This is a genomic window from Propioniciclava sp., assembly GCF_047602245.1.
Lineage (GTDB): Bacteria > Actinomycetota > Actinomycetes > Propionibacteriales > Propionibacteriaceae > Propioniciclava.
On sequence record NZ_JASGHT010000001.1, the window covers coordinates 2,889,840 to 2,916,670 of the forward strand.

Sequence of the window (26,831 nt, forward strand, 5' to 3'; positions counted from 1 at the left end):
CCTCGTCGGCTCTCAGTGGGAGCCGCCTCATGTGGTTTTCCCTTTCATGGTCGTCCTCGCTCATGGCAGGACGGGTTGTTCCGGTGTGCAGCGACCCCGAAAACGTGCCGATCTACCAGAGGTGGCGTCCCGCCCTTGTGCGCGAGACCGCACCAGCTTAATATCTGCGTATGCGTGAAGGTAAGAAGATGTGCAGCTTCGGCGTCGAGAGCCAGTACGTCGAGCTGGCGGCCGAAGTGTTCTCGCTGCTGTCGGATCCGACGCGCATCAGGATCATCCTGGCGCTGCGGGACGGGGAACGCGCGGTGAGCGAGTTGGCCGAGCGCGTGGGCAAGTCGCCCACCGTGGTGTCGCAGCACCTCGCGAAGCTGCGTTGGGGAAAGATCGTCAGCGCCCGCCAGGAGGGAACCCGCGTCTTCTACAGCCTGATCGACGAGCACGCCCGCGAGTTGGTGCAGCATGCCGTGTTCCAGGCCGAGCATGTGGTGGGCGGCGTCCCGGTGCATCATCGTGGCGCGGATGGCACCATCACCGCCCATCCCGGAATCAACCAAGCCGCACCCGGTACTGGCGACGCCGGCACAGGGCAATGAGCACCACCGCGGTACCCGCTGTCGACCAGGCGCCGGTCGGCGCGGCGAGTCTGTGGCGGAAGGTCGACCGCGGCGATCTGGCCCGGACGCTGTTCGTCGCCGCCTGCACCCTCGCGGTCGTGCTCGGGCTGACCTGGCCGTGGCCGACCGTGCCGGCTGTCGCGATCGTGGGCCTGGCCGTCGGCTGCTGGCCGATCCTGACCGAGGCCTGGCACGACGCGCGCCAGCGGCGGATGAGCATGGAGTTGTCGATGCTCCTCGCCATCGTCGCCGCCGCGGTGATCGGCGAATGGGTGACCTCTCTGCTGATCACCACGTTCGTGCTCGCGGCCGAGATTCTGGAAGACCTGTCGATGGATCGCGGCCGTGACGCGCTCACCGATCTGATGGCGTTCCTGCCCGAGCGGGTGCAGGTGCGGCGCGGTGGCGACATCGTGACGGTGCCGCTGGCCGAGGTGGCGCCGGGGCAGGTGGTCGTGGTCGGCCCGGGCGGGCGCGTCCCGGTCGACGGCGTCGTGGTGGCGGGTGAATCGACGGCGGACCAGTCGCGGATCACCGGCGAGTCGCTGCCGGTCGACATTTGTCCGGGTAGCGAGGTGCTCGCCGGTTCCATCAACCAGGTCGGCGCGGTGGAGGTGCGCGCCGAACGCGTGGGGCAGGCCTCGTCCTACGGCCGGATCGTCGAGGCCGTGCGGCGGGCGCAGGAGTCCGAGCCACCCGTCCAGCGGCTCGCGGACCGTCTTGCCGCCTGGCTGGTCTATCTCGCACTCGGTGGTGCGCTGATCACCTACCTGCTGACCCGCGACCTCACCGCCACCATCTCGGTCGTCGTGGTGGCCGGAGCGTGCGGTGTCGCGGCCGGCACCCCGCTGGCGGTGCTCGCCGCCATCGCCCGGATCGCCCGGTCCGGGGCGTTCGTCAAAGACGGCGCCCACCTCGAGGTGCTGTCGGCGGTCGACACCGTCGTGTTCGACAAGACGGGCACCCTCACCGCCGGGACGCCGGCCGTGACGGGCGTCCGCACCGTGGGTGACGTCAGCCAGGACGATCTGCTGATCCTCGCGGCGTCCGCCGAGGCCTACTCCGAACACCCGCTCGGGCAGGCGATCGTCGCCCACGCCCGCGAGCGCGGGCTACCGGTCGGTCTCGCGGACGCCTTCGGCTACCGGCCCGGCCTCGGCGTCACCGCGACCGTCGCCGGAAAGGCCGTCGCCGCGGGCAGCCGGGGCCTGGTCGTGGATGCGCCCCGCACGGTCGAGGGCCAGGGCATCGCGACCGCGGTGCACATCGGGATCGACGGCAGCCATGCGGGCACGATCCTGTTGTCGGACACGATTCGCGACACCGCCAAGGACGCCGTCGCCGGCCTGCACCGCCGCGGGCTGCGCACGGTGATCATCACTGGCGACCAAGATGCCACCGCCCGCGCGGTCGCCGCGCAACTCGGCATCGAGGACGTCCGCGCAGGACTGCTACCCGAGCAGAAACTCGCCGTCATCGACGCTGAACGCGCGGCCGGCCACACCCTCGCGATGGTCGGCGACGGCGTCAACGATGCCCCTGCCCTGGCCCGCGCCGATGTGGGCATCGCGATGGGTTCCGGCACCGACATCGCCCGCGAGAGCGCGGACGTGGTGTTGATCAGCTCCGACTTGAACGACCTGGCCCGCACCCTTCACATCGCGAAGCGGGCCCGGCGCATCGTCATGGTCAACTTCGCCGGCACTATCGCCGTCGATCTGCTCGGCATGGCCCTGGCCGCGTTCGGGCTGATCGGCCCCGTGCTGGCCGCCTTCATCCACGTCGGCTCCGAGACCGCGTTCATCCTCAACTCCGCGCGGCTGGTGCCCGGCCGCCGCTCAACCCGGTGAGTGACCTGACCATTGCGGCCAGCATCGCCTCCCGGCGATCGGGGGTGGTGCGGTCGAGGGAGAGATACGGATTGAGGTCTTCGAGCTCGACCAGCAGCAGCCGTCCGTCGGCGGTGCGGCAAGCGTCGACGCGCTGAATGCCGTGGTCGATGGTGTTCCAGTCGATGAACCGTTGCGCGAAAGCCAGATCGGATGGGCTGGGATCGTAGGGCTGCAACTCCCAGCGCCGGTCCGGATCGGGGGCGTAGAGGGCGTACTGAAAATCGTGATCGACGTAGTAGAACGAGACTTCGTAGGCGAAATCGATCCGGGGCTGGATCAGCACGTCCGGCTCCTGCACGGCGGACGCCTCGGCGCGGGTCACGAAGCGCATTCCCACCGAATCAGCGCCCTGCTTCGGCTTGACGACGTACTGGCCCGTTTCGGGAAGCCGGCCGAGATGGGCAGGATCGTCGATGGTCGGAATGACCGGATAGCCGGCAGCGCACAGGTCGATCAGGTACTGCTTGCCGATCTGGTCGGCCTTTCCGGTCAACTCGGTGAACACTGGGACGCCCCAGGCGATCGCCTGCGCCCGGTAGGCGTGGTAGGCGTCGAGATGCCCCGCGGCCGGGCCGGTGTTGCGCACCAGCATCACGTCGGCGTCCTTCATGAACGCCACGGCGTCGCGCGGATGGCACAGCGCGACATGAAAATGCTCCCGGAGCCGGCCGGACAAGGCGATGTCTTCGTCGCAATAGCGGCGTCCGGCGGCGGCATAGTTCAGGTCGGTGACGAACAGCAGCCGAGGTGAGGCGTCCGGCGGTGCCTGGTGTGCGTGACTGGGGGCGTCCGGCATGGTCATGAGCGTCATGCTACGCATCGAGCCCGAGGCGGAAACACGCGTGTAATCCGCGTGCGCCACTCTGGGTGCTTCACCCGCGCACCTCAGGGAGGAACCGATGCGAGTAGCGCTCCTCTACATCCGGGACGAGCGTCCTCACGATCCCGATTACCAGGCCGAACTCGACGCGCTCAACGACGCCACCGTCGCGACCGTGCGCGGACTCGGCTGGGAGCCGGTGCTGATCGCCTGCGGAGGCCTGCCCGTGCAGGCCGCGCTGGAGGCGACCGCCGAGGTGGACGTGGTGGTGATCATGGGCGGCGAGGACGTCACCCCCTACCTGTACGGCGGCCGCGCCGACTACCCCGGTGGTGGCCGTCACGAGCCGGACGCCGATGCCGCCCAGATCGCGGTGGTGCACGCCGCGATCGACCGGGGGCAGCCGCTGCTGGGGCTGTGCCGGGGCGTCCAGATCATCAACGTGGCGCTCGGCGGATCACTCGTCCAGCATCTGCCCACCGTCGACCAGCACCGGGGCTCGCACTCCGGCATCAGCACGGGGTTCGTGGGTACCTGTCCGGTTCTCGATCCGGACGCCGGACTGCCGGCCGAACTGGTCGCCGAGCCGGTCCTTTGCTCGCATCACCAGGCCGTCGACCGCCCCGGATCAGGGCTCAAGGTGGCCGCCCGCGCCGCGGACGGGGTCATCGAGGCGGTCGTGCACGAGACCGCGCCGGTGATCGGCGTCCAATGGCATCCCGAACATCCCGACGTGGCCGGCACTCAGCTGGCCCGTCTGCTGCTCCTGCTGAAGGAACGTTCCCGCGTAGGGGCGTGACCGGGGCCACCCCAGGCAGCAAGTCTGCGAAGCACCAACCGCGTGACCGTGTGACTACGCTGGGAGCATGTCGGCACGTCGTCATGTCTCCCGGGAAGAGGTTCGCTACAAGCGGCGCTACATCGGCACGGTCGAATACCACACCAGCCGCAGCGGCTACGACGATGCTTCGCTGGTCGCCTACCGGTTCCCGTGCCAGGTGCCGCAGAAGTCCGGGCCGGACTTCGTGCTCGTGCACGGCATCGGGGTGTCGGCCCGCTCCTACGGACCGACCGCGGTCGAGTTGGCCAAGCGCGGGGACGTCCACCTGATCGACATGGCCGGCTACGGGCGCTCACCGCGTCCGGACCGCGACCTCACCATCGAGGATCACGCCGCCCTGATCGCGCGCTACCTCAAGGACAAGGAACTCGACCATCCGGTCGTGGTCGGGCATTCGATGGGCACGCAGGTGGTCGCCGAACTGGCCGCCGCGCACCCCGAGGAACTCGACCACATCGTGCTGATCGCGCCCGTGGTGGTGCCGAGCGCGCGGGAGCTGCCGAAGGTCGCGGCGCTGCTGCTCGCCAACGGGCTCAAGGAGCCGCCGAAGGTGTCGGCGATCGCCATCTACGACTATGTGGTGCGCGCGGGCATTCCCTACATGATCAAACAGACCCCGCACGTGCTCGGCACCGATCTCGAAGAGATCGCCGGACGCGTCCACGCCAAGACCCTGGTGATCTGCGGCGAGGACGACCCGATCGTTCCCGTGGAGTGGGGACGCCAGTTGGCGTCCGAGTTCCGCGAGGGCTGGTTCGCCACCGTCCCAGGCCCGCACGCCACCATGTTCGCCGCCCCCGAGAAGGTCGCGGCGCTGATCAACGAGCACGCCTACCGGTAGGGCCGGCCCGAATGGACCGTCCTTCGACCGGGCGTCCGGGCGGGTGCTTTCACGCGTAGGCTTGCGCGGGTGTGGTTCGGGCGGGAGCCCGCGGAGAGGTGGAGATGAAAGTCCTGGTCGTGGTCGAGTCGCGCTTCGGCAACTCTCGTGCGGTTGCGCAGGCGGTGGTCGCGGGCCTGGAGGAGCGCGGCGCCGAGGTGACCGTCGTCGGATCTGACGATGCCCCGGCGAGCATTCCTGACGATATCGACCTGGTGGTGGTCGGCGCGCCGACCCACAATCGCACCCTGCCGACCCCGTCGACGCGCGAGCAGGCGGTCTCCCTCGGCGCCGAGCCCAGCGGCGACGGCGTCCGGGAATGGTTGAGCAACGGACGCCTCCGCGCGGGCCTGCGGGTTGCCGCGTTCGCGACCGCCAGTAGCCGCACCGTGCTCAGCGGATCGGCCGCCAAGGGGGCGGCCAAGCTGATCGCGAAGACCCACCCCGGCGTCACCGTGGAGACCCAGACCTTCGTGGTCGAGGGCCTGAAGGGCCCGCTCAAGCCAGGCGAACTCGAAGCTGCCCAGGAGTGGGGCCGCGCCCTCGTCCGGTAGACCCGAGCCGGGGTTCATTCTTCGTCGTGCGCGCGAAGCCAGCGCGTTGATGCATCCGGCATCAAACCTGGTCTGGTCCTGGTCAGACTCGTATGATGGGATCATGTCCAACGTCGTGTCGATCTCAGAAGCGAAGGCCAACCTGAGCAAGCTGGTCAAGCGAGCCAGCACTGGTGAGGTCATCTATCTCGGTGCCTACGGGCAGGCTGAAGCGGTTCTCGCGCCGGTGCCTGCCCGGCCTCGGATCGCGGTCGGCGTGTGGAAGGATCGTCGGCACGCTGACTTCGTCTACGACGCCGACGGTGTGATTGGTCCGGACGCCGATCTGGCTGAGGTCTTCGAAGAGTCGATCGATGAGGCTGTCCCGCGATGAAGCTGTTGATCGACTCTCACGTGTATTTGTGGTTGTTGTTCGCTCCGGAGTCGCTGGGGCGTGAGGCGTTGCGTGCACTCGACGACGCCGATGAGGTGCTGCTCTCCACGGTCAGTCTGTGGGAACTGACCTTGAAGAGCGCCAAGGGGAAACTCCCGCACGATGCGACCGAGTTGATGGCGGGTGTGGCTGCGCTCGGTGTTCGAGAGTTGCCCATCGAGCACCGGCATCTGCTCGCGTTGCCTAACGTGGCGCTCCCGCACCGCGATCCTTTCGACGCGATGCTCGTCGCTCAAGCAAGCGTGGATCAGTCGTGTTTGCTGACCGCGGACGGATACCTGCTTGGTTCTGAGTACACGACGCTCGACGCGCGCAGCTGACCAGACTCCCTACAGCGGGACGCCGATTCGCTCGAAGGCGGTGCGGAAGATGGTGGTGTCTTCCATGCCGGGGAACTTCTGGACGCGCTGGTCGAGTTTGTCGACGGCGTCGGATTGACCGGCGAAGAGGTGGTTCATCGCGTGGGCGACCTCGGCGTCGTCCATCACGCCTGAGCCGACGGGCTTCCACAGCTTGGTCATCGCGAAGCGGACCAGCTTCTGGGCGCGCTCGTTGTCGTCGAGCTTGGCCCGCGCCTGGGTGGTGTAGAAGGCGACGTGCCGGGTCTCCTGCTGGGCGATGCGTTCCAGCAGCGGCGACAGGGCCGGGTGCTCGACCATGCCGGCCAGGCGCCGGTAGGCGGCGACCGCCGACAGTTCGTTGGCGGCACCCCAGGTCATGTGCACGGCGATGAAGTCGTTGCCGACCATGCTCGACCCGGCCGCCTGGGTGACGGTGCCCAGGGCGAGCTGCCAGCCCAGTTTGATTCGCTTGGCTTTGAGTTCGTCGTAGTCGACGAAGATGCCGTGCTCTTTCAGGACGGCCGACAGCGCTTCGCCGTGCCAGAATTCCTCGCGGTTCCAGGTGGTCATGAAGCCGCGCGCCTCGTCCTTGCGGTGCGAGCGGGTGACCAGCAGGTCACGCAGATAGCAGGACGTGTGGTATTCGACATCGCACATGTAGCGCAGCGCGCGCAGCACACCGGGGTCCAGGGGGTTATCGCGGAAGGTCTCGAAGTCGAGATCCTCCCACTTCACCCGCTCCGAGGTCTCCGCGTACTTCTCAAGATCGAACGCCACGATGCTGCTTCTTCCATAGGCCGGGGGTGGGGGCGGACGCGCCGTGACTCCACCCGGTCGGGCGGATGGCCAGCAGGTCGCGGATCGGACGGTCGGCGGCGAGCAGCCGGGCACGGTCCTGGGTGGTGCGGAAAACGGACGCCAGCGCGCGCGCCTCGTCCGGGTCGGGGACGCCGACGATGCGCAACGGCTGCCACGACGGCTGCAGGAACAGTTTCGCCATCCGGGCCTCTTGGGGTGAGCGGGTGATCCGGGCGGTCGCTTCGAGGGTGAAGAACCGGATCATCTCGTCGCGGCGTCCGATGATCTCTTCGACGACCCGGCGGGCCTCGCCGCCGAGCCGGGGGAGCAGCGCCGCATAGGCGGCCTGGAAGGCCCGCTCCTGAATGGCCAGGCGCGCCATGTGCCCCACGGTCACCGCTTCGCCGACGATGGAGGTCCACACCGGGGCGATGAAGGGCAGCCCGCGCTCGACGTAGAAGCCACGGACGCGGGCGCGCACCGAGGCGCGGCGTAGCGGTTCGGGTAGCGGTGAGCCGTCGGCGGTGAGCAGGTCGCGCACCGCATGACCGAGCCACAGCCGCTCGTAGGCCCAGGTGGCGACGAAGGCGGTGATCCGCGCCTCGTTGCCGGTCCAGGTGGCCAGGAATGCCCGCGCCTCGGACAGGGCCGCGCTGTCGAGGCGCCACAGGAAGGCCAGGTCGTCGCGAACGTCCATGCCGCTGAGGTCGACCTCGGCGGGGTTCACCCGGATCCGACCGCGCGCCGCACGCGTGTAGGCGTCCACGTCGAAATCGGTGAGCAGGGTGATGGTTTCGCCGGCCACGGAGAACAACCGTCCGTCGACGTAGCCGTCCGGCAGGGCCGGCGCCTGGCGTGCGCGAGAGGGAGTGTGGGTCACCCGTACCTCCGAGTCGTGTCCGCACGGCGTCCGCGGTGCGGTAGGCACACCTTACTAGAACGTCCGTTCTAGTACGAGGCGGTGGTTCCAGAACGGACGCCGCCGGCGCGGTCAGGATGCGGCGACCAGGGTGGCGATCTGCGAGACCACCAAGGCGACGACGAACGCGTTGAACACGAACGCGAGTGCGGTGTGACTACGGACGGCGTCGAGCCCGGCCCGGGTGCGCGAACGCCGGCCGATCCGGCTACTGCGCGTCGCCGATGCCCCGGAAGCTGTGCTGCCAGCGCAGCAGCGGATCGCCGTCGCGGTGTGGGCTGCCGCGGAGCACACCGCCGGCGATCAGGAGCTGATCGTTGACCGGGGTGACCGACAGGGTGGTGCACCAGAAGGTGACCAGGGCGTCCGGCAGCCACAGTGGCCCCTCGGGGGATTCTTCGGCGCCGGCGGTGAACAGGGCGCGCAGACGGTCGGTGCGCGGCGTCAGCCCGGTGATGCTGCGCACCAGCGGAAGATGCCGTGTCGCCAGGATTGACAGCGCCCAGGTCTTGCCGGCGATCATCGCGTCCGCGCCGATGCGGTGCCGCGCGACGGAGACCGCCAGTGCGAACGGTTCGACCGATGCGGTCAGCACGGACGCCGCCACGAAGAACTGATGGTCGTCGCCGTCGCGCACGGTGACCAGCGTGACGCCGCTGGGGTAGAGCGCGAAGCTGCCGTAGAGCGGGGAGACCGACGGGGCCATGCGGTCAGCGCCTCGGCGAGGAGGATCGGTGGCCGGGAAAGGGGAAGAAACTCACGGCGTTCCTTTCATCGCGTCGACGCTCACCGTAGGACCTCAAGCCGACTCGAGGTCAAATGCGCGGCCGATCGCCGTGGTCGTGTCGTTCGTCTCGGCCGGGTCATTCGTCGGGAACCTCTTCGAGGCGGCGAGGCCCGGGGCCGGTCGCGCCCAGGGCGTCGCCGGGATTCAGCAGCGTGCAGGCCTTCAGCGCGAGGCATCCGCAACCGATGCAGCCGGTCAGCTCGTTCTCCAGGCGTTCGAGCCGGCGGCGGCGCTCCTCCAGTTGCCGTTTCCAGGCGCGCGAGGCCCGCTGCCAGTCCTCGTGGCTGGGCGTGCGGTCCAGCGGCACCGACTCGAACGCCTCGTGCACGTCGTCGAGGGAGATGCCGAGGTTCTTCGCGACCGTGATCAGCGACACCCGGCGCAGCATGTGCCGGGGAAAGCGGCGCTGGTTGCCGGCCGAGCGCTGCGAGGCGATCAGGCCGAGGTCCTCGTAGTAGCGCAGCGCCGAGACGGCCACGCCGGTGCGGCGGCTCATCTCGCCGATGGTCAGCAGATCGTCGGGGTCGCGGTTGGATGGCACACGTCCTCCTCCCGGCTTGACCTCAAGTGCACTTGAGATTCTACCGTGGTGGGCGAGTACCGACCGAAAGGTGATTGATGACCTACGTGATCGCGCAGCCCTGCGTCGACGTCAAGGACCGGGCGTGCGTCGAGGAATGCCCGGTGGACTGCATCTACGAGGGAGGGCGTTCGCTGTACATCCAGCCCGACGAATGCGTGGACTGTGGTGCGTGCGAGCCGGTCTGCCCGGTTGAGGCCATCTACTACGAGGACGATCTGCCCCAGGAATGGTCGGAGTACTACGACGCCAACGTCAAGTTCTTCGACGATCTCGGATCGCCCGGCGGTGCCGCCCGCACCGGCCCGCAGACCTTCGACGCCCCGTTCATCGCGGCCCTGCCGCCGCAGGGTTAGGACGCCTCGCGCCCGGTGCCGGGGCGGCCTTCGGAGAACAGGCCGTGCGTCGCCAGGTGCACGACGTCCGCCTCGGTCAGTGCGGTGAGCACGTTCTGCCGGGTCGCGGTCGGGCCGATCAGTGGTTCGGTTCCGCGCAGGCCGGCGATGGCCATCGCTTCGGCGCGGGCGCCGGGGAGTGCGCCGAGCGTGCTGAGCTCACCGTAGTCGGGATCGCCGACGATCAGAGCACGCGCGTCCTGGCCCACTTTCCGTGCCCCGGTCGGGCGCGCCGCGCTCGCGGCCGGCAGGTAGGACACCTCGTGCGTGGAGGACAGGTCCGCGCCGGCGAAGGGCAGCACGTGGAGGGGAAGGACGGCGAGGCCTCCGTAGGGCACGAACACCACGCGCCGGTGCGCGGCGAGTTCGTCGGCGACCGGGTCGAGCAGTAGGGCCGCCAGCGGTCCGGCCGCCTGCGCCTGCTCGGCCGGGGTGGAGTACTGATCGGCGATCGTCCGGTGACAACGCCATACCTGCGAGGTCAGGGAGGTGGTGTCCTGTTCGCGGACCACGACGCGGGCCGAGTCCCGGGTCACCGCCCAGATGAGGAGTTGGTCGTCGTGGGCGTGGTATTGGATCAGGAGCGTTTCGGCGTCCAGGTGTTCCTGGGTCTGGGCGAGCGAGCGCGTCAGCGGGATGCTGCGTCGCCGGGTGAGGATCGCGGGGGCGACGGTGGTGAGCGCCTCCTCGGCGTCATCGAGATCGCGTTCGGCGTCGCGGATCCGCTGCCGGACGTCCGCGGCCGCCACCGGGCTGCGCTTGCGGTCGACGCCCTCGATCGTCCGGGCCAGGGCTGCCCCCGCCCGCAACCACGCCCGCGCCGCGGCGACGGCGCCGTCATCGTCGCCGGCGTCCTTGTCGAGTTCGATCAGGTCGGTGAGCACGATCCCACGGCTGCGGTCGGACAGGGTGAAACCGGCCTCGACGTGACCGTCGGCACCCTGCGCGGCGAGCGCGGAATGCGCGCGCACCGCGGTGGTGTAGAGACCGGCGACCGTCGGGCTGTCGCTGGCCATCGTCCGCAGCACATCCCGGGAGAGGGAGGCCAGGTGCTCCTCGAAGGCGGCGATGGCCTGCTCGGCGATCGGCACGGCCTGCGCGGCGCGATGGGTGCCGAGCAGAATCTCCGCACGCAGAGCGAGCGGTTCCCAGGGAGGATCCTGTGGCGCCGGCCCGGGATCTTGTCGTTCGTGCAGGGCCAGCTGTCGTTCGGCCTGGTCGTAGGCCTTCAGGCGGGTGAGGAGGGACGCGGCCTGCCCGGGCGGCAGATCCCCGGCGGCGATCATGCTCTCGGCCAGTTCGCGAGCCTCGGCCGTCCGGCGCATCGTGCCCAGCACGATCACGCGGAGCGGGTTCATTCCGGGGCCGAGCGATTCGCTGAGGGCGAGCGCCGCCTCGAAGCGAGTGGCGGCCGACTCGTCGTGGCCGCGTTCGCCTGCCTTGACGCCCCGGTAGAGGTCGGCCAATACCGTCGAGGTGTTCACCTGGTGGGTGAGCAATTTGCGCAGGAACGAGATCTGCTCCGGATCGCCGTCGGCCGGTTCCACGCCCGCGCACCGGGTCAGGTGCTGGAGTGTCTGGTCCAGGGCGTCCGGATCCTTGAGCGCTATTCCGTCATCGCTGAGGCTGATCGCGAGGTCGGCCCTTCTGGCCCATTCCGGCATCGTCGGCGCTTCGGCGTGGCCGAGTTCTTCCAGGTCGAGGTGGGCCAGCACGAACGCCGCCCGCCGGTAGTTGACCGATCCGTACTGTTCCGCGAGTTCGCGACGCACCAGCGCGGGTTCGGTGACGGCCTCGACCCGGTCGTTGAGGGCCTCGGCGAGAAGCAGGACGCGGCGCGCCCGGGGTGTGGCGTCGCGAAGCCGCTGCGCTCGGGCAACGCAGAGCCGCCCGAGCCCGCGCACGAAGCTGCGGCTGCCCACCGAGGTGCTCCACCGGCCCACCTCGTCGGCCACGGCGTCCATCGAGACCGGGGAGCCCTCATCGACACGGTTGAGCGCATCGTGCACGAGGGCGAGCGCGGCCAGGGCGCCGTCACCGGTCTCGGCGGCGAGACGGCGGCATCGGGCCAACTCCTCGGCGTACTGGGCCGCGGCGAGAGCCGGATCCGGCGGGCGGACCGGTGATTCGGCCAGCGGCCAGTCCGGGGTCTCTCCCAACAGCTCGGGATGGGACAGCGGCAGCGCGAACCAGTCGCCCTTCGCGAGCGCGCCGCTTGCGACTCCCACCGCGTCCTGAAGCTCGGTGAAGAGCTGGAGCGCCGTGTTCAGCGGAGCCATCGCCTGGTCCACGAGTCCGGCCTGCACATGGAGGTCCGCGGTCGCGAGCGCCACCGCAGCCGCCGCGGCCTGCTCCTCGGCGTCGAGGAGCCGGCGCAGAAGAGACTCGGCTTCGGCGATGGGCGATTGCCCGGGCTCGTCGAACCCGCGGCGGCTGCTCGTCGCCATGGCACGCAGGAACGGCAATATCGAGAAGAAGTCCATCACATCGACGTACAACCCCACCCGGCCGGATTCCGCGGGCAGCACCGGCACGCCGAACTGGCCCCCCTGGCCCGGTTCCAGCACCGCACATGCCCCGCCGGGGAACCAGTTGTGCTCCAGCATCATCGCGAACCTGCGGAGCACGCGCCGGACGGCCGCGCGGTCACCGTCGTCCGGGGCATCGTGTGCATCGAGTGCGTCGAGGATCCCGACGGCGCGTTTCGGTTCGCCCGCTCCCAGCGCCGCCGCGACGGCGACGAACGGGACCTCGTCCGGCGGAATGCCCGGCACGACCGCATCCGGCTCCACCCGGAGCGACTGGCCACGCCATTGCTCGCGAACGATCAACTGCAGGATCAGCGGTAACGATTCCACGATGCCCTCCTCATGCCGTCCGCCGAGGGCGTCCGCGCATTCGTCGCCGGACGCGACCGGTCACCGGCGGGCCCGGTCACTCACCGGCATTACGCGGAGCGTACTTCAGGGCCGCGGGATGGCGTCGACCGCCCGGCGTAGCCGCGCAAGACCTTCGTCGAGGCGGCGGCGAGGACAGGCGACGTTCATGCGCAGGTATGTTCCCGGGCCGGCTCCATAGGCCTCACCGTCCGATAGCACCAGGCCACTGTGCCGACGGATCGCTTCGGCCAACTCGATACCGGTCAGGCCGAAGCCGGTCGCCTTGATCCAGAGGAGATAGGTCGCCGGAGTCGCCAAGGCGCTCAGCCCGGGGATCGCGCTGACGGACGCCGCCGCATGCGCCTTGTTGGCGAACAAGTAGGCCCGTAGCTCGTCCAGCCACGGACTGCCGTGCTCGAACGCAGCGATGGTTGCCGCGACGGCGAAGGCATTCGGCTCGGCCACCTCGTCGCGATTGATCCCGCGCACGACGGACGCCCTGAGTTCTGGGTCCGCAGCAACGATGGCCGCGGTCTGCAGACCGGCAATGTTGAACGCCTTGGTGGGTGCCAGGCAGGTCACCCCGATCCGCTCACAGGTGGCGGACGCCGTCGCGAACGGGATGTAGCGTGTGCCGGGCGCGGTCAGATCACCGTGCACCTCGTCGGAGATGACGCGGACGCCGTGTGTGGCGCACAGCGCCCCAAGCCGCGCGAGCATCCTCGCACTCCAGATCGTTCCGGTGGGATTCTGCGGGTTGCACAACAACAGCAGCGTGGTGCGCGGCTGAGCGAGCACGCCCTCCAGTCCGGCCCAGTTGACCTCGTCGCCGTCGTCGCGGGTGACCAGCGGGCTCGAGACCGGGACGCGTCCGCTGTTGCGGATGCAGTTGAAGAAGATGTTGTAGACCGGGGTCAGCACGGCGACCTGGTCGCCGGGTTGGGTCAGGGTGCGGACCATGGAGGAGATGGCCGGCACCACGCCCGTCGTCAGAGCGATCCACCGCTCGTCGATGTCCCAGCCGTGGCGGTTGCGCCACCAGGAGGCGACGGCGCGGCCGTAGGCGCGCGGGACGATGGTGTAGCCGAGCACACCGTGATCGACCGTGCGGCGCAGAGCGTCCATGATCACCGGCGCGGTACGGAAGTCCATGTCGGCCACCCACATCGGCAGTTCGCCCTCACCCACCTGCCACTTCATCGAGTTCGTCCCGAAGCGATCGGGTGCCTCGTCGAACTCAGAGGGCATCCGAGAACTCCGGTGTCTCGATCCGCGTCGCGGCCGGATCGACCCGCTGGGGATCGACGGTCAACTCGCCGATCGACCGGGCGCGGATACGGCCGCCGCTCGGGTTGAATACCGAGTCGATGTGGCTGTCGACCGTGGCGTCGACGGTTGAATACTCGAATGCGAGGGTGGTGTCGATGACCCGGCAGTCGATCAGCCGCAGGTTGTCGATGTAGCACAGGCCCTGCAGGCTCTCGATCGTGCAGTTGACGAAGGTCAGGTTGCGGGAGTTCCAGCCGAGGTACTCACCGACGATCGTCGAATCACGCACGATCACGTCGGTCGTGTTCCAGAAGGCGTCCTTCGAGATCAGCGTCGAGTTCTCGACCGTGACGCCGGATGCGCCGTCGAAGGCGTAGTTGCCGTTCAGCCGGAGAGAACGGGCGCGAACGCGCCGGCTCTGCATGCCGAAGTAGTCGCCCTGCGCCGAGACACGGTCGAGATCGACGTCCTCACACCACCACAGGGTCTCTTGTGCGTGGGGCATGTCCACGTCGTGCAGGCGGATGCCCGTCGAGCGCCGGAAGGTCTTGGGGGCGGCGATGGAGCTATGAGTGATATGCAGGTCGCGGGCGTACCAGATACCCGAGCGCGCGGTGTCCAGCAGCGCGCTGCCGGTGAGGCCGATGTCGGTGGCGTACCAGAGCGGGTACTTCCATTCGAAGCGGCTGCCGCTGATTCGGACGCCCCGGCTCTGTTTCAACGGCGATTCGCCATCGCGGAAGACGCAGTCGCGCACCACCGTGTTGACGGCGCCGAACAAGGCACGTTCGCCGGTGAGGACTTGCTGGTCGATGATGCGTAGGTCTGAGGTCATGGTCACCAGGCGTAGGACCGAGGGGCTTCGCCGGGGCCGGGCCAGATGCGGTCGATCTCGGCCAGGACGTCGGTGCCGAGGGTGATCGAGGCGGCGTTGACGGCAGCCTCGAGCTGGGCGACGGTGCGTGGACCGGCCAGGACGGTGGATACCGCCGGCTGGTGCAGAAGCCATGCCTGGGCGACTTCAGCGGGGGAGTGACCAATGCCGGCGCACACGGCCTCGAACGCGGCGAGTTGCCCGGCGTAAGCACGCAACTGCTTCTGTGCTCCGGAACTCTTGCGGCGGACCGCGTCCGGTTCCACCTGCGTTCCCGCCAGGACACCCATCGCGAGCGGGCTCCACGGGATCAGGCCGATGCCGAAGTGCCGCAGCGCGGGAATGAGTTCCTGCTCGATCGCGCGGTTGGTCAGGTTGTACAGGCTCTGCTCGGACACCAGGCCGAGGAAGTGGCGATGCTGGGCGGTCAATTGCGCGGTGGCGACGTCCCAGCCGGCGAAGTTCGAGGAGCCGACGTAGGTGATCTTGCCCTCGGTCACCAGCTGTTGCATCGCCTGCCAGATCTCCTCGAACGGAGTGGCGCGGTCGACATGGTGCATCTGGTAGACGTCGATGTGATCGGTCTGCAGGCGGCGCAGGCTCGCCTCGCATGCGCGCTTGAGATGGTAGGCCGACAGCCGCCGGTCGTTCGGGCCGAGCCCCATCGGCTGGTACGCCTTGGTGGCGAGCACGATGTCGTCGCGGCGTCCGGACTTCTTCAGCCAGCGTCCGATGATCTCCTCCGACGTGCCGAATCCCTTCAGCATGCCGGCGCTCTGCGGGCCTCCGTACACGTCTGCGGTATCGAAGAAGTTCACGCCCAACGCGACGGCGCGATCCATGATCGCGAACGCGTCGGCCTCGCCGGTGGCGTCGCCGAAGTTCATGCAGCCGAGCCCGATCCTGCTGACCAGCAGACCCGAACGTCCCAGATGCGCGTACCCCATCGTCTTCTCACTCATGCTCGCCACGTTAGGCATCAGATCCGCGGGCAGGGAGTCCCTCTTGATACCCCTCTCGCCCGGGTCTCTCACGTGAAGGCCGTGGCTGATGTAGTGGAGGGGTTCATAGACGACACGCGTGGGCGCTGGTACCGGTCGGCGATCGCCCAGCGCACCGGACGGATCACTGCGGGCGGACGTGCCTACGAGGTCGAGTTCGCCCCGATCGCGGACGCTGCCCTCAACGAGAGGATCGATACGGCCTACAACCGCAAGTACGCGGGTAGCCCCTACCTGCCACCTTGGGTCTTGTCGGCTCGTTGTCAGTTGAGGTGCTGGTTGAGGAACCGCTCGATGGTGTCGAACGGGATCATGTCGGTGCGGTCGTACAGGTCGATGTGCCGTGCTCCGGGAACCACCACCAGTTCCTTCGGCTCGGCGGCCTGCTGGTAGACCGAATCGCTGAAGTAGCGGGAATGGGCGTTCTCACCGGTGATCAGCATGATCGGACGCGGCGCGATGTCGGCGACGTGCGCCAAGGCTCCGTGGTTGTAGTGCGCCATCGAGCTGGTCACCGTGAATGCGCCGATCGAGCGAGGATGGTGGCCGCGGTCGGTCACGTAGTACTCGTGGAACTCGGCGGTGATCGGGTCGAGCCCCTCGGGATTGAAATCAGCCGGGAACGCCGGAGTGAGTGCGGGCTGTCCCGCGTCCACATCGGCCCAACGCTGTTCCGCGAAACCGGCAAGCTGCTCGCGCCGTTCCGCGTCGGTGGTGACGTCCTCCCAGCCGTTGCGCTGAGCACGGCTGATGTCGTACATGGCCGAGGTCACGACGGCCTTGATCCTCTGGTCCACCTGCGCAGCGTTCAGGGAGAACCCGCCGCTGCCACAGATGCCGACCGCGCCGATCTTCTCCCGATCGACGTAGAGAAGGGTGCCCAGGTGGTCGACGCCGGCGCTGAAGTCTTCGGTGAAGATCTCCGGGGACGCGACGTGACGGGGTTCGCCTCCGCTTTCCCCGTTGTAGGAGGGGTCGAAGGCGAGGGCGACGAAGCCGCGCCGGGCCAGTTCATTGGCATAGACGCCGGGGCCTTGTTCCTTGACACCGCCGTAGGGCGGACCGATCACGACAGCCGGAAGCTTGGCCGATGAATCGAGATCGGTCGGCGCGTACAGATCGCCGGCGATCTCGATGCCGTAGCGGTTCTTGTAGCGGACGGGCGTCCGTGTCACGTCGGCGTTGAGGGCGAAGGTGAGCCCGGAGTCCTGCGGTTGAACGCTCGCTGTCGGTTGGCTTGGGCCCTCCGGAGAGTTGGTCGTGCAGGCGGACAAGCCAAGGGTGGCCGCGAGCGTGAGGGTGATCACTGCGGGCATCATTTTGAGGGGGTTCTTGCGCTTCATCTGTCGATCCTCTTCTTTTTTGTTTTCCCCGAACGTTCAGCGAAGCACGCGGCACCTGAAGGAGGGAGACCTGGGAAAGAGGGGTATTGACAGGGACTCCCTCGCGGTGCCTGGTGACCGTAGCGTTGAAACATGCTTGCGCTCGCTGTCGTCCCCAGATGAGGAGTCGTCCACTGATGAGCAGACCTTTCCTTCGCATGCGGGAGGCGACGGCGCGGGGCATGGGTGCTTTCGCCCTCGTGCTCATATTCCTCGGCCTGGCGGCCTGCTCGGCAAATGCCCCGGTTCCGGCGCCTTCTGCGAACAGCACGTCCGCCCCGGCGGCATCCGAGGCGCCGACCACAGCTGAGCCCACCGCTGAACCGTCAGGAGACACCATGAGCAGGACCTCTATCCGCATCGTGATCGGTGATCAGACCTTGGATGGGACGTTGTCGGACAACCCGGCGGCGCGGTCGCTGATTGAGCAGTTGCCGCTGACGCTCGACTTCTCCGACTACGGACGCCAGGAGGTGACCGCCGCACCGCCTGCGCCGATCACGATGACCGGGATGCCCGCGGGGGAGAGCGCACCGACCGGAACGATCGGCTACTACGCGCCCGGCGGCGTCCTCGTTCTGTATTACACGAACGTCGGTCGCTTCAACGGCATCGTCCGGCTCGGTCACATCGATGGTGACGTGTCGATCCTGAAGGGCTGGAGCGGATCGCGTGCGGTCACCATCGAGCTCGCCGAATAGACCCGGAGTCCCAACGACGGGAAATCTCCACACGATGGAAACGAGGAAGAGATGACAGACACCGTGACCTATGACTTCACCGGAAAGGTGGCGTTCGTTACCGGCGTCGCGTTGCCCGTCGACGGGGGCTACGTCGCGTGACCAAGCTGACCCGACGGACTCTGCTGTTTTCAGCCGGAGCCGTCGGCGCATCCTGATCACCCGCTCCACCGGTGGGCTCGGCCAGCTCGCCGCCACGTATCTGCTGCGGCGAGGACATCGTGTGGTCGGTCATGCGCGGAACGAGCAACGGGCGGCGGATATGCGACGCGATCTTCCTGAGATCGATGATGTCGTTGTCGGCGACCTGCTGAATCTGCAGGAGACGCAGGTGCTTGCGTCCCAGATCAACGTGCTCGGAACCTTCGACGTCATCATCCATAATTCCGGCGAGTACGGCCTGCCGGACGCCGAGATCCTGAACGCGAACTCGCTGTCGCCCTATCTGCTCACCAGTTTGGTGGAACCGCCTCAGCAGCTGACCTATCTCACCTCCGATCTGCACCTCGGTGGCGACCTCAAACTCGACGAACTGCGCACCGGAGGCACTCGCGTCAACTACCACGACAGCAAGCTGCACCTGGCTACGCTGGCCATGGCGATCGGCCGGCGCTGGCCCGATTGCCGCGTGAACGCGGTCGCGCCGGGATGGGTGCCGACGCTGATGGGCGTCCACAACGGGCCGTACGCTCCTGACGACCTGCGTGAGGGATATATGACCCAAACTCTGCTCGCCGAAGGCGCCGATCCGGTGGCCCAGTTCGAGGGTGAGTTCCTCTTTCAGCGGGAACCGGAGTCTCGTGTGCACCGAGCCGTGCGCGACATCGATGCGCAAGAAGCTCTTCTCGACGCCTACGCGCAGCGGACCGGGGTCCCACTGCCACGCAACTGACCGAACAAAGGCACTCAGCCAGGTAGAACCAGCCCGGTCCGCTTCTCGAGGGCATCGATGAGTTCGTCTTGGACGCGGCGTTCCAGCGTAGCCGGATGCGGATTCCGGACGGTCAGGTGGTGCCAGTAGCCGCCGGTGCGTGGAGTGATGTCGCCGGGCGCGGCGGTGGCGAGCCATTCCTGAGTGCGATGGCCTTCGGTGAGGTCGTCCGTCGCGGAAGGGCCGCCCATCCGGGTGGGCACCCAGCCCGGGCAGACGGCGTGCGTCATCACCTGCGGCCAACGGCGTGCGATCGCCATCGTGAACGCGGTGACGTACAGCTTGGTGTCGCTGTAGCTGAGGCGACGCCGTCCGGACACCCCGGCCGCCGGCTGGCGAGAAGAGCCCGACAGGTGCATCGAACTGGACAGGACGATCATCCGCGCCGGCGGGGTCATCAGCGCCGTGAGCAGGAACGGCGCGACGACGTTGACCGCGACCAGGTCAGGGCCGTCGATGACACCGGCGTTGTGGATGACCGCGTCGAACGGGCCGAACCCGTCAGCCTCCTCGGCGACGTGAGCGGTCGCGTCCGCACTGGCCAGGTCGCCGAAGACCACGCCGTGCATGCGATCGATGATGCCGGCGTCCTCCAGCCGTCCTGCGTGACGAGCATGCAGGACGACCTGGTGACCGGCATCGGCAAGCGTGGTCGCGGTCAGCCATCCGAGTCCGGCCGAAGCGCCGGTGACGAGAATGCGTGATTTCTCTGGCCCCATCCGTCCAGCCTACGGAGGGGCCGGTGGTATTGGGAGCCACTCCTGGTACCCACACCGGCCTGACTGGTGTCAGCAGGATGTCGGTTCTTTGGCCAGGCGGACGCCGCCGGTCCGCTCGTCTTCGCTCGCAGCCCAGGCCGCGAGCACCTGCATGCGGTCCGCGGCCGGCGTGCCGGGCTCGGCGACATAGATCGTGAGGGACAGCCCCGGCTCGGCCTCCAGGCCCATCCCTTCGTAGGCGAGGGTCATCTCGCCGACGACAGGATGGCGGAACGTCTTGAAGCCGGCACCGTGGTGACGGACGTTGTGGGTGCCCCACAGCCGCCGGAACTCGGTGCTGCGCGTGCTCAATTCGCCGACGAGATCGTGAAGATCCTTGTTGTGCGGGTCGCGCCCGGCCTCGGTGCGCAGAATCGCCACCGTGACTTCGGCGAAGGAGTCCCAGTCCGGGTAGAACTGGTGGGCGCGTTCGTCGAGGAAGGTGAACCGGGCGAGGTTGGGCGGCTGGCCCGGCATGTCGAACAGGTGAGTGTAGAAGGCACGCGCCAGCAGATTCGTCGCCAGGATGTCGAGGCGTCCGTTGCGGACGAAGGCCGGGCCGGCGGTGATCCCGTCCAGAATCCACTGCAGGCTGGGGTGCGGCGTCCAGCATTTGGGGCTGCGCCGTTTGGGCGGACGCGCGACCGGGCTGGCCGCGTGGGCGAGGTCGAACAGGTAGGCGCGCTCGGCGTCTTCCAGCAGCAGGGCCCGGGCCAAGGCGTCCAGCACCTCGGGGGAGGCGCCGCTGATCGATCCGCGCTCCAGGCGCGTGTAGTACTCGATGCTGACCCCGGCGAGCGTGGCCACCTCGCTGCGGCGCAGGCCGCTGACCCGGCGTTTGGTTCCCGCCGGAAGGCCGACCTGCTCGGGGGTGATCTTGGCCCTCCGAGTGGTCAAGAACTCCTTGACCTCCGCACGATTGTCCATGCGGTCAGGGTAGGCAACCATGGTGCGGCGAGGGAGTCCCTGGCAATACCCCTTTCGACGGGGACTCCCTGACGGCGGCGTGACCTGGTGTCATAGAGAGGTAACTCCAAGAAGCGATCGAGTGAGGAAACCCCTGTGCGAGCTGTCGTGATGCACGCCCCCCGGGACGTCCGGGTCGAGAACGTTGACAAGCCGGTGATCGTCGAGCCCACCGACGCGATCATCCGCGTGACCGCCGCCTGCATCTGCGGATCGGACCTGTGGCCGTACCGCGGAATCGAGGAGGTGAACGGTCCTGCCCGGATGGGGCACGAGTACATCGGCGTCGTGGACGAGATCGGTGCGGACGTCCGGGACGTGGCGGTCGGCGACTATGTCGTCGGGTCCTTCGTCGCCTCCGACAACACCTGTGAGATCTGTGAGGCCGGCTTCCAGTCCCGGTGCCGCGACCAGGTGATGCTGGGGTCCATTGGCACCCAGGCCGACTATGCACGGATTCCGCTCGCCGACGGCACCTTGGTCAAGGTGCCGGGTGAGCCCACCGAAGCCCAGGCGCGCAGCCTGCTCGCGGCGTCCGACGTGCTCGGAACGGGCTGGTTCGCGGCGGTGGCCGCCGAAGCCGGCCCCGGCAAGACCGTCGCGGTCGTCGGTGACGGTGCGGTCGGCCTGCTCGGCATCCTGGCGGCCAAGCGGCTCGGAGCCGAACGCATCATCGCGATGTCGCGCCACGCCGACAGGCAGGCGCTCGCGCGAGCCTTCGGCGCCACCGACATCGTCGAAGAGCGCGGCGAGGCGGGGATCGCCCAGATCAAGGAACTCACCGGCGGCTACGGCGCGCACTCCACCATCGAGGCGGTCGGAACCCAGGAGTCGATGCTCCAGGCCATCGGCGCCACCCGGCCCGGCGGTCACGTCGGCTATGTCGGCGTGTCGCACGGTGTCGAACTCAACGGGCTCGACCTGTTCTTCGCGACGGTGAGCCTGCTCGGCGGGCCCGCGCCGGTGCGCCGTTTCCTGCCCGAGTTGATCGACCTGATCATGACCGACCAGATCGATCCCGGCCAGGTCTTCGACCTGACGCTGCCGATCGAGGACGCCGCCGAAGGATACCGGGCGATGGACGAGCGCCGCGCCACGAAAGTCCTGCTCACCCTCTGATTCCTGACCGCGAGCGCCCCTGGCCCAGCCTTTCCGGGGGCGCTCACGTCTGCCTGCCCCCATGATGTGAGGAAACACATGACCACACCACTCACCACCCGCCGGGTCGGCCCCGTGCTCGCGACCCTGCTGATGCTGCTGACCGTCTTCGGGCCCATCTCGATGGACCTCTACCTCCCCGTGCTGCCCGCCCTGACCGACGAACTCGGCGCCACCACCTCCGCGGCACAACTCACCGTGACCGCCTGCCTGATCGGGCTCGCGGTCGGCCAGGTCATCGCCGGACCGCTGTCGGACCGGTTCGGACGCCGCGGGCCGCTGATCATCGGCACCATCGCCTACGTCATCACCTCAGCGCTGTGCGCGCTCAGCCCGTCGATCGAATTGCTGATCCTCGCCCGCCTCGTCCAGGGCCTCGCCGGAGCGGTCGGCATCGTGATCGCCCAGGCCGCCGGCCGCGACGTCTACGAGGGCGGTGCGCTGATCCGCTACTACGGACGCCTCACCGTCCTGGGCGGGCTGGCCGCGATCGTCGGCCCGCTCATCGGCGGGCAGCTGGCCCGGTTCACCGATTGGCGCGGCCTGTTCTTCTTCCTCGCCGGAATCGGTGCCGTCCTGCTGGTGGCGGTGCTGATCATCTTCGGTGAGACGCTGCCGTCGCAGTTGCGCACCAGCGGAGGCCTGAAGCAGACCGGGCGTGACTTCCGCACCCTGCTCGCCGATCGGCTGTTCTTGGGTGCGGTGCTGGTCTCCGGGTTCGTCAACGCCGCCCTGTTCGCCTACTTGTCCGGCGCGACCTACATTCTCCAGGGCATCTACGGGCTCAGCCCGCAGGAGTACTCGCTCGCCTTCGGGTTGAACTCGGCCGGGTTCATGGTGTTCGGCTATGTCGCCGGACGCGCCGCGGAACGCTGGTCCGAGCGCGGCACGCTCGTCATCGGCATCGTGATGACGGCCATCGGTGCGCTCGGCCTGCTCGCCACCGGTCTGTGGAACCTGTCGCTGTGGGTGGTGATCGTCTCGCTGCTGATCATGGTCTCCGGTGTCGCCGTGACCTCGCCGCCCACCACCTCGCTCGCCCTCGCCAACTATCCCCAGTTGGCCGGCACGGCGTCCTCGGTGCTGGGCTGCACCCGCTTCGGCTTCGGCGGCATCGCCGCTCCGCTGGTCGGGCTGGGCGGGGCCTGCACGGTGCTCCCGCTGGGCATCGTCACGGTCGTCTCGGTCGTGCTCGCGGTGATCGCGCAGATCGCGCTGGTCGGGGCGCGCCGTCCTCGTCCCGAGATCTCGCTCAGTTCGAACGGGGACGCCGTGCTTGTTCAGGAGTCATGACGCGGCGCCGGAAACCGTTTGGAGCGGGCCGGGCGGATGGCCGGAACCGTCAGCCGTCGATCGACGAGAAGTCGTGATTGACGATCTCCAGCAGCCGGAACGTGGCGCCGTCGAACTCGAACTTCAGCACGCAGCAGTTGCTGATCGGGCCCTTTTGGCCGACCTCGCTCGTGTGCGCCCAGTGGCGCATGAACTGGCGGCACGAGGCCCCGTGGGAGACGGCCAGGATGGTGTCGTGGGGGTCTTTCGACACCAGATCGAAGATCGTGTCGGCGATCCGCTTGCGGAATTCCTGTTCACCCTCGCCGCCGAACGCAACGAAGAAATCACCGTACGGCAGTGCGGGATTCAGGGATTCGGATTCGGCTTCGAAGCGGCCGAAGTTCCATTCCTTCAATCCCTTCAGGCGGGCATACGGCAGGTCGGTGATCTGCTCCAGGGTGTCCGAGGCGCGTTCGGAGGTGGAGCAATAGGCGCTTTGGATCTCGATCCGATTCTCGGTGAAGTACCGTGCCGCGACCTGGGCCTGCCGGACGCCGAGTTCGGTGAGGGGTGAGTCACACCACCCCTGGATCTTGTGCAGTTCGTTGAACAGCGTCTGCCCGTGCCGCATGAGATAGAGCGTCTTCATGGTTCTCCTCCGGTGCTTGGTTCGCTGCTGTGATGCGACGAGCCGTCTTGGTGCGGGTGGCTCGGTCGATCCGGCGCTCGGGGGCCGCTCACGGGCGCCGGTCGCCCGACGCCCTCTACGTTACGGCCCTCGCGTCAGGTCATGGGTGTACTGCCGGACCACCGGTAGGCGGGTGACCGCGCAGCGAACATCGTCTCGGTGAACCGGGTGCTCACGCATGCCTCCATGCTGGTTCGTTCACCCGGCCGGGGGAGAAATGGGGGAGACCGCCAGTACCCCTATCCAGCGGGACTCCCTCGTGGATCGAGAGCTTGCTTGAATCGTGAGTCGGCCCCACCAGGCCAGTGATCGACGGAGATCTCAATCCCGGTTTCGAAAGGAAGTGATGTCGGCCCATGGCTACCTCACCAGGAACATTCATGAATGACAAAGTTCTTCCCGCAGTGATGGCGTTCGTGAACACGCGCCCCCTCCAGGCGCTGAAGAACGGCATGCTGGTCGTGATGCCGCTCACGATCGTCGGCTCGCTCTTCCTCCTTCTGGCCAATCTCCCGTTCCCCGGGTACGGCGAATGGCTCGAGTCGATCGGTCTGAGCGGCGTGCTGAACGGGGGGTACATCGCGACGTTCGCTCTGCTCGGGATCGTGGCGTGTGTCGCGATCACCTACAACTACGTGCGCGACCAGGGCTATCAGGCGCTGCCGCCCGCGATGCTCTCGCTGGGCGTGATGGCCCTGTTGATGCCGCGTGAGGTGACCAACGAGGACGGAGTGACGATCGGGAACGTCCTGCCCCTGCAGTGGACCGGATCTCAGGGCATGATCTCCGGCATCATCATCGCCCTGGTCGTCGGCCTCGTCTACTGCTGGTTCCTGAAGAAGAACATCACGATCAAGATGCCTGACGGTGTGCCGCCGAACGTGGCTACGGCCTTCACCTCGCTGATCCCGTCGGTGGTCATCCTGGCCGGTGCGATCGTCGTGTACGGCGTCCTGGGTGCGCTCAACACGACGCTGCTTGAGGCGTTGTACACGTTACTTCAGGCTCCGATCCAGGGGGTGGCGGATACCTTCGGTGGCGTGATCGTCATCCAGCTGATGGCGCCGCTGTTGTGGTTCTTCGGTATTCACGGCTCCTCGATCGTGTCCGGTGTGCTTACCCCGTTCCTCCTCGCGAACACGGCGGACAATCAGGCGATTCTCGATTCAGGTCAGGCGCTCACCCTGGCCAACGGTGGCAAGATCGTCACCCAGCAGTTCCTGGAGAGCATGAGTTTCGGTGGCGTGGGGTCGACCCTCGCGTTGGCGATCTGCATGCTGCTGTTCGCGAAGTCCGCTCACTTCAAGATGATGGGACGGCTCGGCGGCCTCCCGGGTGTGTTCAACATCAACGAGCCGCTGATGTTCGGCGTGCCCGTCGTGATGAACCCCATCTTGGGCGTCCCTTTCATCATCACCCCGGTCGTCCTGGGAGTCCTGCAGTACGTGTGCCTCTACACCGGCCTGGTGCCGCTGTACACCGGCGTGCTGGCTCCCTGGACCACTCCGCCGATCATCCAGGGCGCGGTCATCGCGGGCTGGCAGGGAGCCTTGATGCAGGCCGCGGGACTGATCGTGGCGATCCTGATCTACATGCCCTTCGTGCGGAAGGCCGACCTGATCGAGTACCAGAACGAGCAGGCCAGGCATGCCGAGCATGAGGCTGAGGCTGCGAAGAAGGAGGCGTTGTGATGGTATTCCCGAAGGATTTCTTATGGGGCGCATCGACGAGTGCCTACCAAGTTGAGGGCGCCTCGCGTGAGGACGGTAAAGGCGCCAGCGTCCAGGACGTGAAACCGATCCCGGAAGGCACCCCCGACTTTACGGTGTGTTCGGATCATTATCACCGCTACATCGAGGACGTCGCGTTGTTCGCCGAACTCGGCCTGAATGCGTACCGGTTCTCGATCGCCTGGACGCGGATCATTCCCGACGGGGTCGGCGAGGTGAACCCGAAGGGTATCGAGTTCTACACGCGACTGATTGACGAACTCCGCGCCCACGGCATCGAACCGGTGGTGACCGTTTATCACTTCGACCTACCCCAGGCACTCGCCGAGCAGGGCGGGTGGGCGAACCGGGCCACCATCGACGCGTTCGTCGAGTACGCACGGGTGTTGTTCGAGCACTTCGGTGACAAGATCACCTACTGGCAGACCATCAACGAGCAGAACATGATGACGATGGTGCCCGAGAACGTGACCGGCGGCACGCCGAGTGAGGACTACCCGCTCTACCAGGCCAACCATCACATGCTGGTTGCTCAATCCGCGGTGATGGCCTTGTGTCATCAGGTGCTGCCGGAGGCGAAGATCGGGCCCGCGCCGAACATCGGGCTGGCGATGCCGCTGAACGGGACCCCTGAGGATGTCCTGTGCGCCCAGTACTCCAACGCGCTCGACCTGTGGCTCTACCTCGACGCCGCCGTGTACGGCCGCTACAACACGATGGCTCTGGACGCGATCCGGTTCGCCGGGCACACACTTGAGATCGCCGACGGCGACATGGAGATCCTCCGCAGCGGGCGTCCGGATTTCATCGCGTTCAACTACTACACCACCTCCACCATCACGTTCGTGCCCGGTGAAACGCCGCAAGATGCGACCGGGGCGATCCGTGGGCCCGGACGCCGGGTGCCGAACCCGAACCTGCCCACGACCGAGTGGGGATGGACGATCGACCCGCTCGGGTTCCGGACTACCGCCCAAGAACTCGAATCGCGTTATGGGCTGCCGTTGATCGTCACCGAGAACGGGCTCGGCGCCTACGACCAACTCGTCGACGGCCACGTTGAGGACGACTACCGGATCGAGTATCTGCGCGATCACCTCACCACCCTGGGCCAGGCCATCACCACGGGAGTGAACGTGTTCGGCTACAACCCGTGGTCGGCCATCGACCTCATCTCCACCCACGAAGGATTCCTCAAGCGATACGGCTTCATCTACGTCAACCGTGACAACGAATCCGAAAAGGACCTCGCCCGCATCAAGAAGAAGAGCTTCCACTGGTACCGCAAGGTCATCGACTCACACGGCGCCGACCTCACCTGACGAC

Annotated in this window: 27 protein-coding genes and 1 pseudogene; 15 read left to right on the forward strand and 13 right to left on the reverse strand. The window is 67.6% G+C overall.

The window, feature by feature from the left end:
* Positions 1 to 170 precede the first annotated feature (170 nt).
* Positions 171 to 593, forward strand: coding sequence for an ArsR/SmtB family transcription factor (locus tag QM708_RS13715; protein ID WP_415109620.1), 423 nt, complete (start codon positions 171 to 173; stop codon positions 591 to 593).
* Positions 590 to 2,464 (forward strand): heavy metal translocating P-type ATPase, encoded by a 1,875-nt coding sequence (locus QM708_RS13720; protein WP_415109623.1) that lies wholly within the window; start codon positions 590 to 592, stop codon positions 2,462 to 2,464. The genes QM708_RS13715 and QM708_RS13720 overlap by 4 nt, the downstream gene beginning before the upstream one ends.
* Here the strand turns inward: QM708_RS13720 and QM708_RS13725 are convergent.
* Positions 2,421 to 3,308, reverse strand: a complete 888-nt coding sequence (locus tag QM708_RS13725) for a hypothetical protein (RefSeq protein WP_415109626.1) — start codon at positions 3,306 to 3,308, stop codon at positions 2,421 to 2,423. The two genes, QM708_RS13720 and QM708_RS13725, sit on opposite strands and share 44 nt — an antisense overlap.
* Positions 3,309 to 3,405: 97 nt before the next feature.
* Here QM708_RS13725 and QM708_RS13730 point away from each other — a divergent pair, with 97 nt between their 5' ends.
* The 5 genes from QM708_RS13730 (at position 3,406) to QM708_RS13750 (ending at position 6,354) form a co-directional block, all read left to right on the forward strand.
* Entirely contained in the window at positions 3,406 to 4,125 is a 720-nt protein-coding gene (locus QM708_RS13730; protein ID WP_415109629.1) for a gamma-glutamyl-gamma-aminobutyrate hydrolase family protein, read from the forward strand.
* 67 nt (positions 4,126 to 4,192) lie between these two features.
* The gene (locus QM708_RS13735; protein WP_415109632.1) at positions 4,193 to 5,008 is read left to right on the forward strand and encodes an alpha/beta fold hydrolase; all 816 of its coding nucleotides are present in this window, start codon (positions 4,193 to 4,195) and stop codon (positions 5,006 to 5,008) included.
* Positions 5,009 to 5,112: 104 nt separating this feature from the next.
* Positions 5,113 to 5,601 (forward strand): flavodoxin family protein, encoded by a 489-nt coding sequence (locus tag QM708_RS13740; protein WP_415109635.1) that lies wholly within the window; start codon positions 5,113 to 5,115, stop codon positions 5,599 to 5,601.
* Between the two features lie 103 nt (positions 5,602 to 5,704).
* Positions 5,705 to 5,974 (forward strand): type II toxin-antitoxin system Phd/YefM family antitoxin, encoded by a 270-nt coding sequence (locus QM708_RS13745; RefSeq protein WP_415109638.1) that lies wholly within the window; start codon positions 5,705 to 5,707, stop codon positions 5,972 to 5,974.
* Positions 5,971 to 6,354, forward strand: coding sequence for a type II toxin-antitoxin system VapC family toxin (locus tag QM708_RS13750; protein WP_415109641.1), 384 nt, complete (start codon positions 5,971 to 5,973; stop codon positions 6,352 to 6,354). The genes QM708_RS13745 and QM708_RS13750 overlap by 4 nt, the downstream gene beginning before the upstream one ends.
* Before the next feature lie 9 nt (positions 6,355 to 6,363).
* Here the strand turns inward: QM708_RS13750 and QM708_RS13755 are convergent, their stop codons facing one another.
* The 4 genes from QM708_RS13755 to soxR form a co-directional block, all read right to left on the reverse strand.
* A complete protein-coding gene (locus tag QM708_RS13755; protein WP_415109644.1) occupies positions 6,364 to 7,152 on the reverse strand; it encodes a ferritin-like domain-containing protein in 789 nt (262 codons plus the stop codon).
* Complete coding sequence (locus tag QM708_RS13760) at positions 7,136 to 8,053, reverse strand: hypothetical protein (RefSeq protein ID WP_415109646.1); 918 nt, start codon at positions 8,051 to 8,053, stop codon at positions 7,136 to 7,138. Before QM708_RS13760 ends, QM708_RS13755 begins: the two co-directional genes overlap by 17 nt.
* A 247-nt stretch (positions 8,054 to 8,300) precedes the next feature.
* Positions 8,301 to 8,798, reverse strand: coding sequence for a flavin reductase family protein (locus QM708_RS13765; RefSeq protein WP_415109649.1), 498 nt, complete (start codon positions 8,796 to 8,798; stop codon positions 8,301 to 8,303).
* Positions 8,799 to 8,955: 157 nt separating this feature from the next.
* Positions 8,956 to 9,420, reverse strand: a complete 465-nt coding sequence (gene soxR, locus QM708_RS13770) for a redox-sensitive transcriptional activator SoxR (RefSeq protein ID WP_415109652.1) — start codon at positions 9,418 to 9,420, stop codon at positions 8,956 to 8,958.
* 77 nt (positions 9,421 to 9,497) lie between these two features.
* Between soxR and fdxA the strand changes: the two genes are divergently transcribed.
* Positions 9,498 to 9,815 carry a ferredoxin gene (gene fdxA, locus QM708_RS13775; protein ID WP_415109655.1) on the forward strand — a complete coding sequence of 106 codons (318 nt, stop codon included), beginning with the start codon at positions 9,498 to 9,500 and terminating at the stop codon, positions 9,813 to 9,815.
* Here the strand turns inward: fdxA and QM708_RS13780 are convergent.
* From QM708_RS13780 to QM708_RS13795, 4 genes are all read right to left on the reverse strand, one after another.
* Positions 9,812 to 12,712 carry a CHAT domain-containing protein gene (locus tag QM708_RS13780; RefSeq protein WP_415109657.1) on the reverse strand — a complete coding sequence of 967 codons (2,901 nt, stop codon included), beginning with the start codon at positions 12,710 to 12,712 and terminating at the stop codon, positions 9,812 to 9,814. The two genes, fdxA and QM708_RS13780, sit on opposite strands and share 4 nt — an antisense overlap.
* 105 nt (positions 12,713 to 12,817) lie before the next feature.
* Complete coding sequence (locus QM708_RS13785) at positions 12,818 to 13,981, reverse strand: MalY/PatB family protein (protein ID WP_415109660.1); 1,164 nt, start codon at positions 13,979 to 13,981, stop codon at positions 12,818 to 12,820.
* A complete protein-coding gene (locus tag QM708_RS13790; RefSeq protein WP_415111439.1) occupies positions 13,971 to 14,837 on the reverse strand; it encodes a DUF3737 family protein in 867 nt (288 codons plus the stop codon). Before QM708_RS13790 ends, QM708_RS13785 begins: the two co-directional genes overlap by 11 nt.
* A 2-nt stretch (positions 14,838 to 14,839) precedes the next feature.
* The gene (locus tag QM708_RS13795) at positions 14,840 to 15,838 is read right to left on the reverse strand and encodes an aldo/keto reductase (RefSeq protein WP_415109663.1); all 999 of its coding nucleotides are present in this window, start codon (positions 15,836 to 15,838) and stop codon (positions 14,840 to 14,842) included.
* Here QM708_RS13795 and QM708_RS13800 point away from each other — a divergent pair.
* Positions 15,809 to 16,114, forward strand: a pseudogene (locus QM708_RS13800) (DUF2255 family protein); the annotation flags it as partial. The gene QM708_RS13795 and the pseudogene QM708_RS13800 overlap by 30 nt on opposite strands.
* A gap of 26 nt (positions 16,115 to 16,140) precedes the next feature.
* Here QM708_RS13800 and QM708_RS13805 read toward each other — a convergent pair.
* Entirely contained in the window at positions 16,141 to 17,220 is a 1,080-nt protein-coding gene (locus tag QM708_RS13805; protein ID WP_415109666.1) for an alpha/beta hydrolase, read from the reverse strand.
* Positions 17,221 to 17,597: 377 nt separating this feature from the next.
* Here QM708_RS13805 and QM708_RS13810 point away from each other — a divergent pair, with 377 nt between their 5' ends.
* Complete coding sequence (locus QM708_RS13810) at positions 17,598 to 17,960, forward strand: cyclophilin-like fold protein (RefSeq protein WP_415109669.1); 363 nt, start codon at positions 17,598 to 17,600, stop codon at positions 17,958 to 17,960.
* 196 nt (positions 17,961 to 18,156) lie between these two features.
* Positions 18,157 to 18,891 carry a hypothetical protein gene (locus tag QM708_RS13815; protein WP_415111442.1) on the forward strand — a complete coding sequence of 245 codons (735 nt, stop codon included), beginning with the start codon at positions 18,157 to 18,159 and terminating at the stop codon, positions 18,889 to 18,891.
* A gap of 14 nt (positions 18,892 to 18,905) precedes the next feature.
* Here the strand turns inward: QM708_RS13815 and QM708_RS13820 are convergent, their stop codons facing one another.
* Positions 18,906 to 19,649, reverse strand: a complete 744-nt coding sequence (locus QM708_RS13820; RefSeq protein WP_415109672.1) for an SDR family NAD(P)-dependent oxidoreductase — start codon at positions 19,647 to 19,649, stop codon at positions 18,906 to 18,908.
* Between the two features lie 69 nt (positions 19,650 to 19,718).
* Positions 19,719 to 20,615 carry a helix-turn-helix domain-containing protein gene (locus tag QM708_RS13825; protein WP_415109675.1) on the reverse strand — a complete coding sequence of 299 codons (897 nt, stop codon included), beginning with the start codon at positions 20,613 to 20,615 and terminating at the stop codon, positions 19,719 to 19,721.
* A gap of 135 nt (positions 20,616 to 20,750) precedes the next feature.
* Here QM708_RS13825 and QM708_RS13830 point away from each other — a divergent pair, with 135 nt between their 5' ends.
* Positions 20,751 to 21,773 carry a zinc-dependent alcohol dehydrogenase family protein gene (locus tag QM708_RS13830; protein WP_415109678.1) on the forward strand — a complete coding sequence of 341 codons (1,023 nt, stop codon included), beginning with the start codon at positions 20,751 to 20,753 and terminating at the stop codon, positions 21,771 to 21,773.
* A gap of 78 nt (positions 21,774 to 21,851) precedes the next feature.
* On the forward strand, positions 21,852 to 23,105 hold the full coding sequence (locus QM708_RS13835) for a multidrug effflux MFS transporter (RefSeq protein ID WP_415109681.1): 1,254 nt from the start codon (positions 21,852 to 21,854) through the stop codon (positions 23,103 to 23,105).
* 49 nt (positions 23,106 to 23,154) lie between these two features.
* Here the strand turns inward: QM708_RS13835 and QM708_RS13840 are convergent, their stop codons facing one another.
* Complete coding sequence (locus tag QM708_RS13840) at positions 23,155 to 23,736, reverse strand: histidine phosphatase family protein (RefSeq protein WP_415109684.1); 582 nt, start codon at positions 23,734 to 23,736, stop codon at positions 23,155 to 23,157.
* A 419-nt stretch (positions 23,737 to 24,155) separates the two neighbouring features.
* Here QM708_RS13840 and QM708_RS13845 point away from each other — a divergent pair, with 419 nt between their 5' ends.
* Both QM708_RS13845 and QM708_RS13850 read left to right on the forward strand, forming a co-directional pair.
* The gene (locus tag QM708_RS13845; RefSeq protein ID WP_415109687.1) at positions 24,156 to 25,466 is read left to right on the forward strand and encodes a PTS sugar transporter subunit IIC; all 1,311 of its coding nucleotides are present in this window, start codon (positions 24,156 to 24,158) and stop codon (positions 25,464 to 25,466) included.
* Complete coding sequence (locus tag QM708_RS13850; protein WP_415109690.1) at positions 25,466 to 26,827, forward strand: glycoside hydrolase family 1 protein; 1,362 nt, start codon at positions 25,466 to 25,468, stop codon at positions 26,825 to 26,827. The genes QM708_RS13845 and QM708_RS13850 overlap by 1 nt, the downstream gene beginning before the upstream one ends.
* The last annotated feature ends 4 nt before the right edge of the window (positions 26,828 to 26,831 follow it).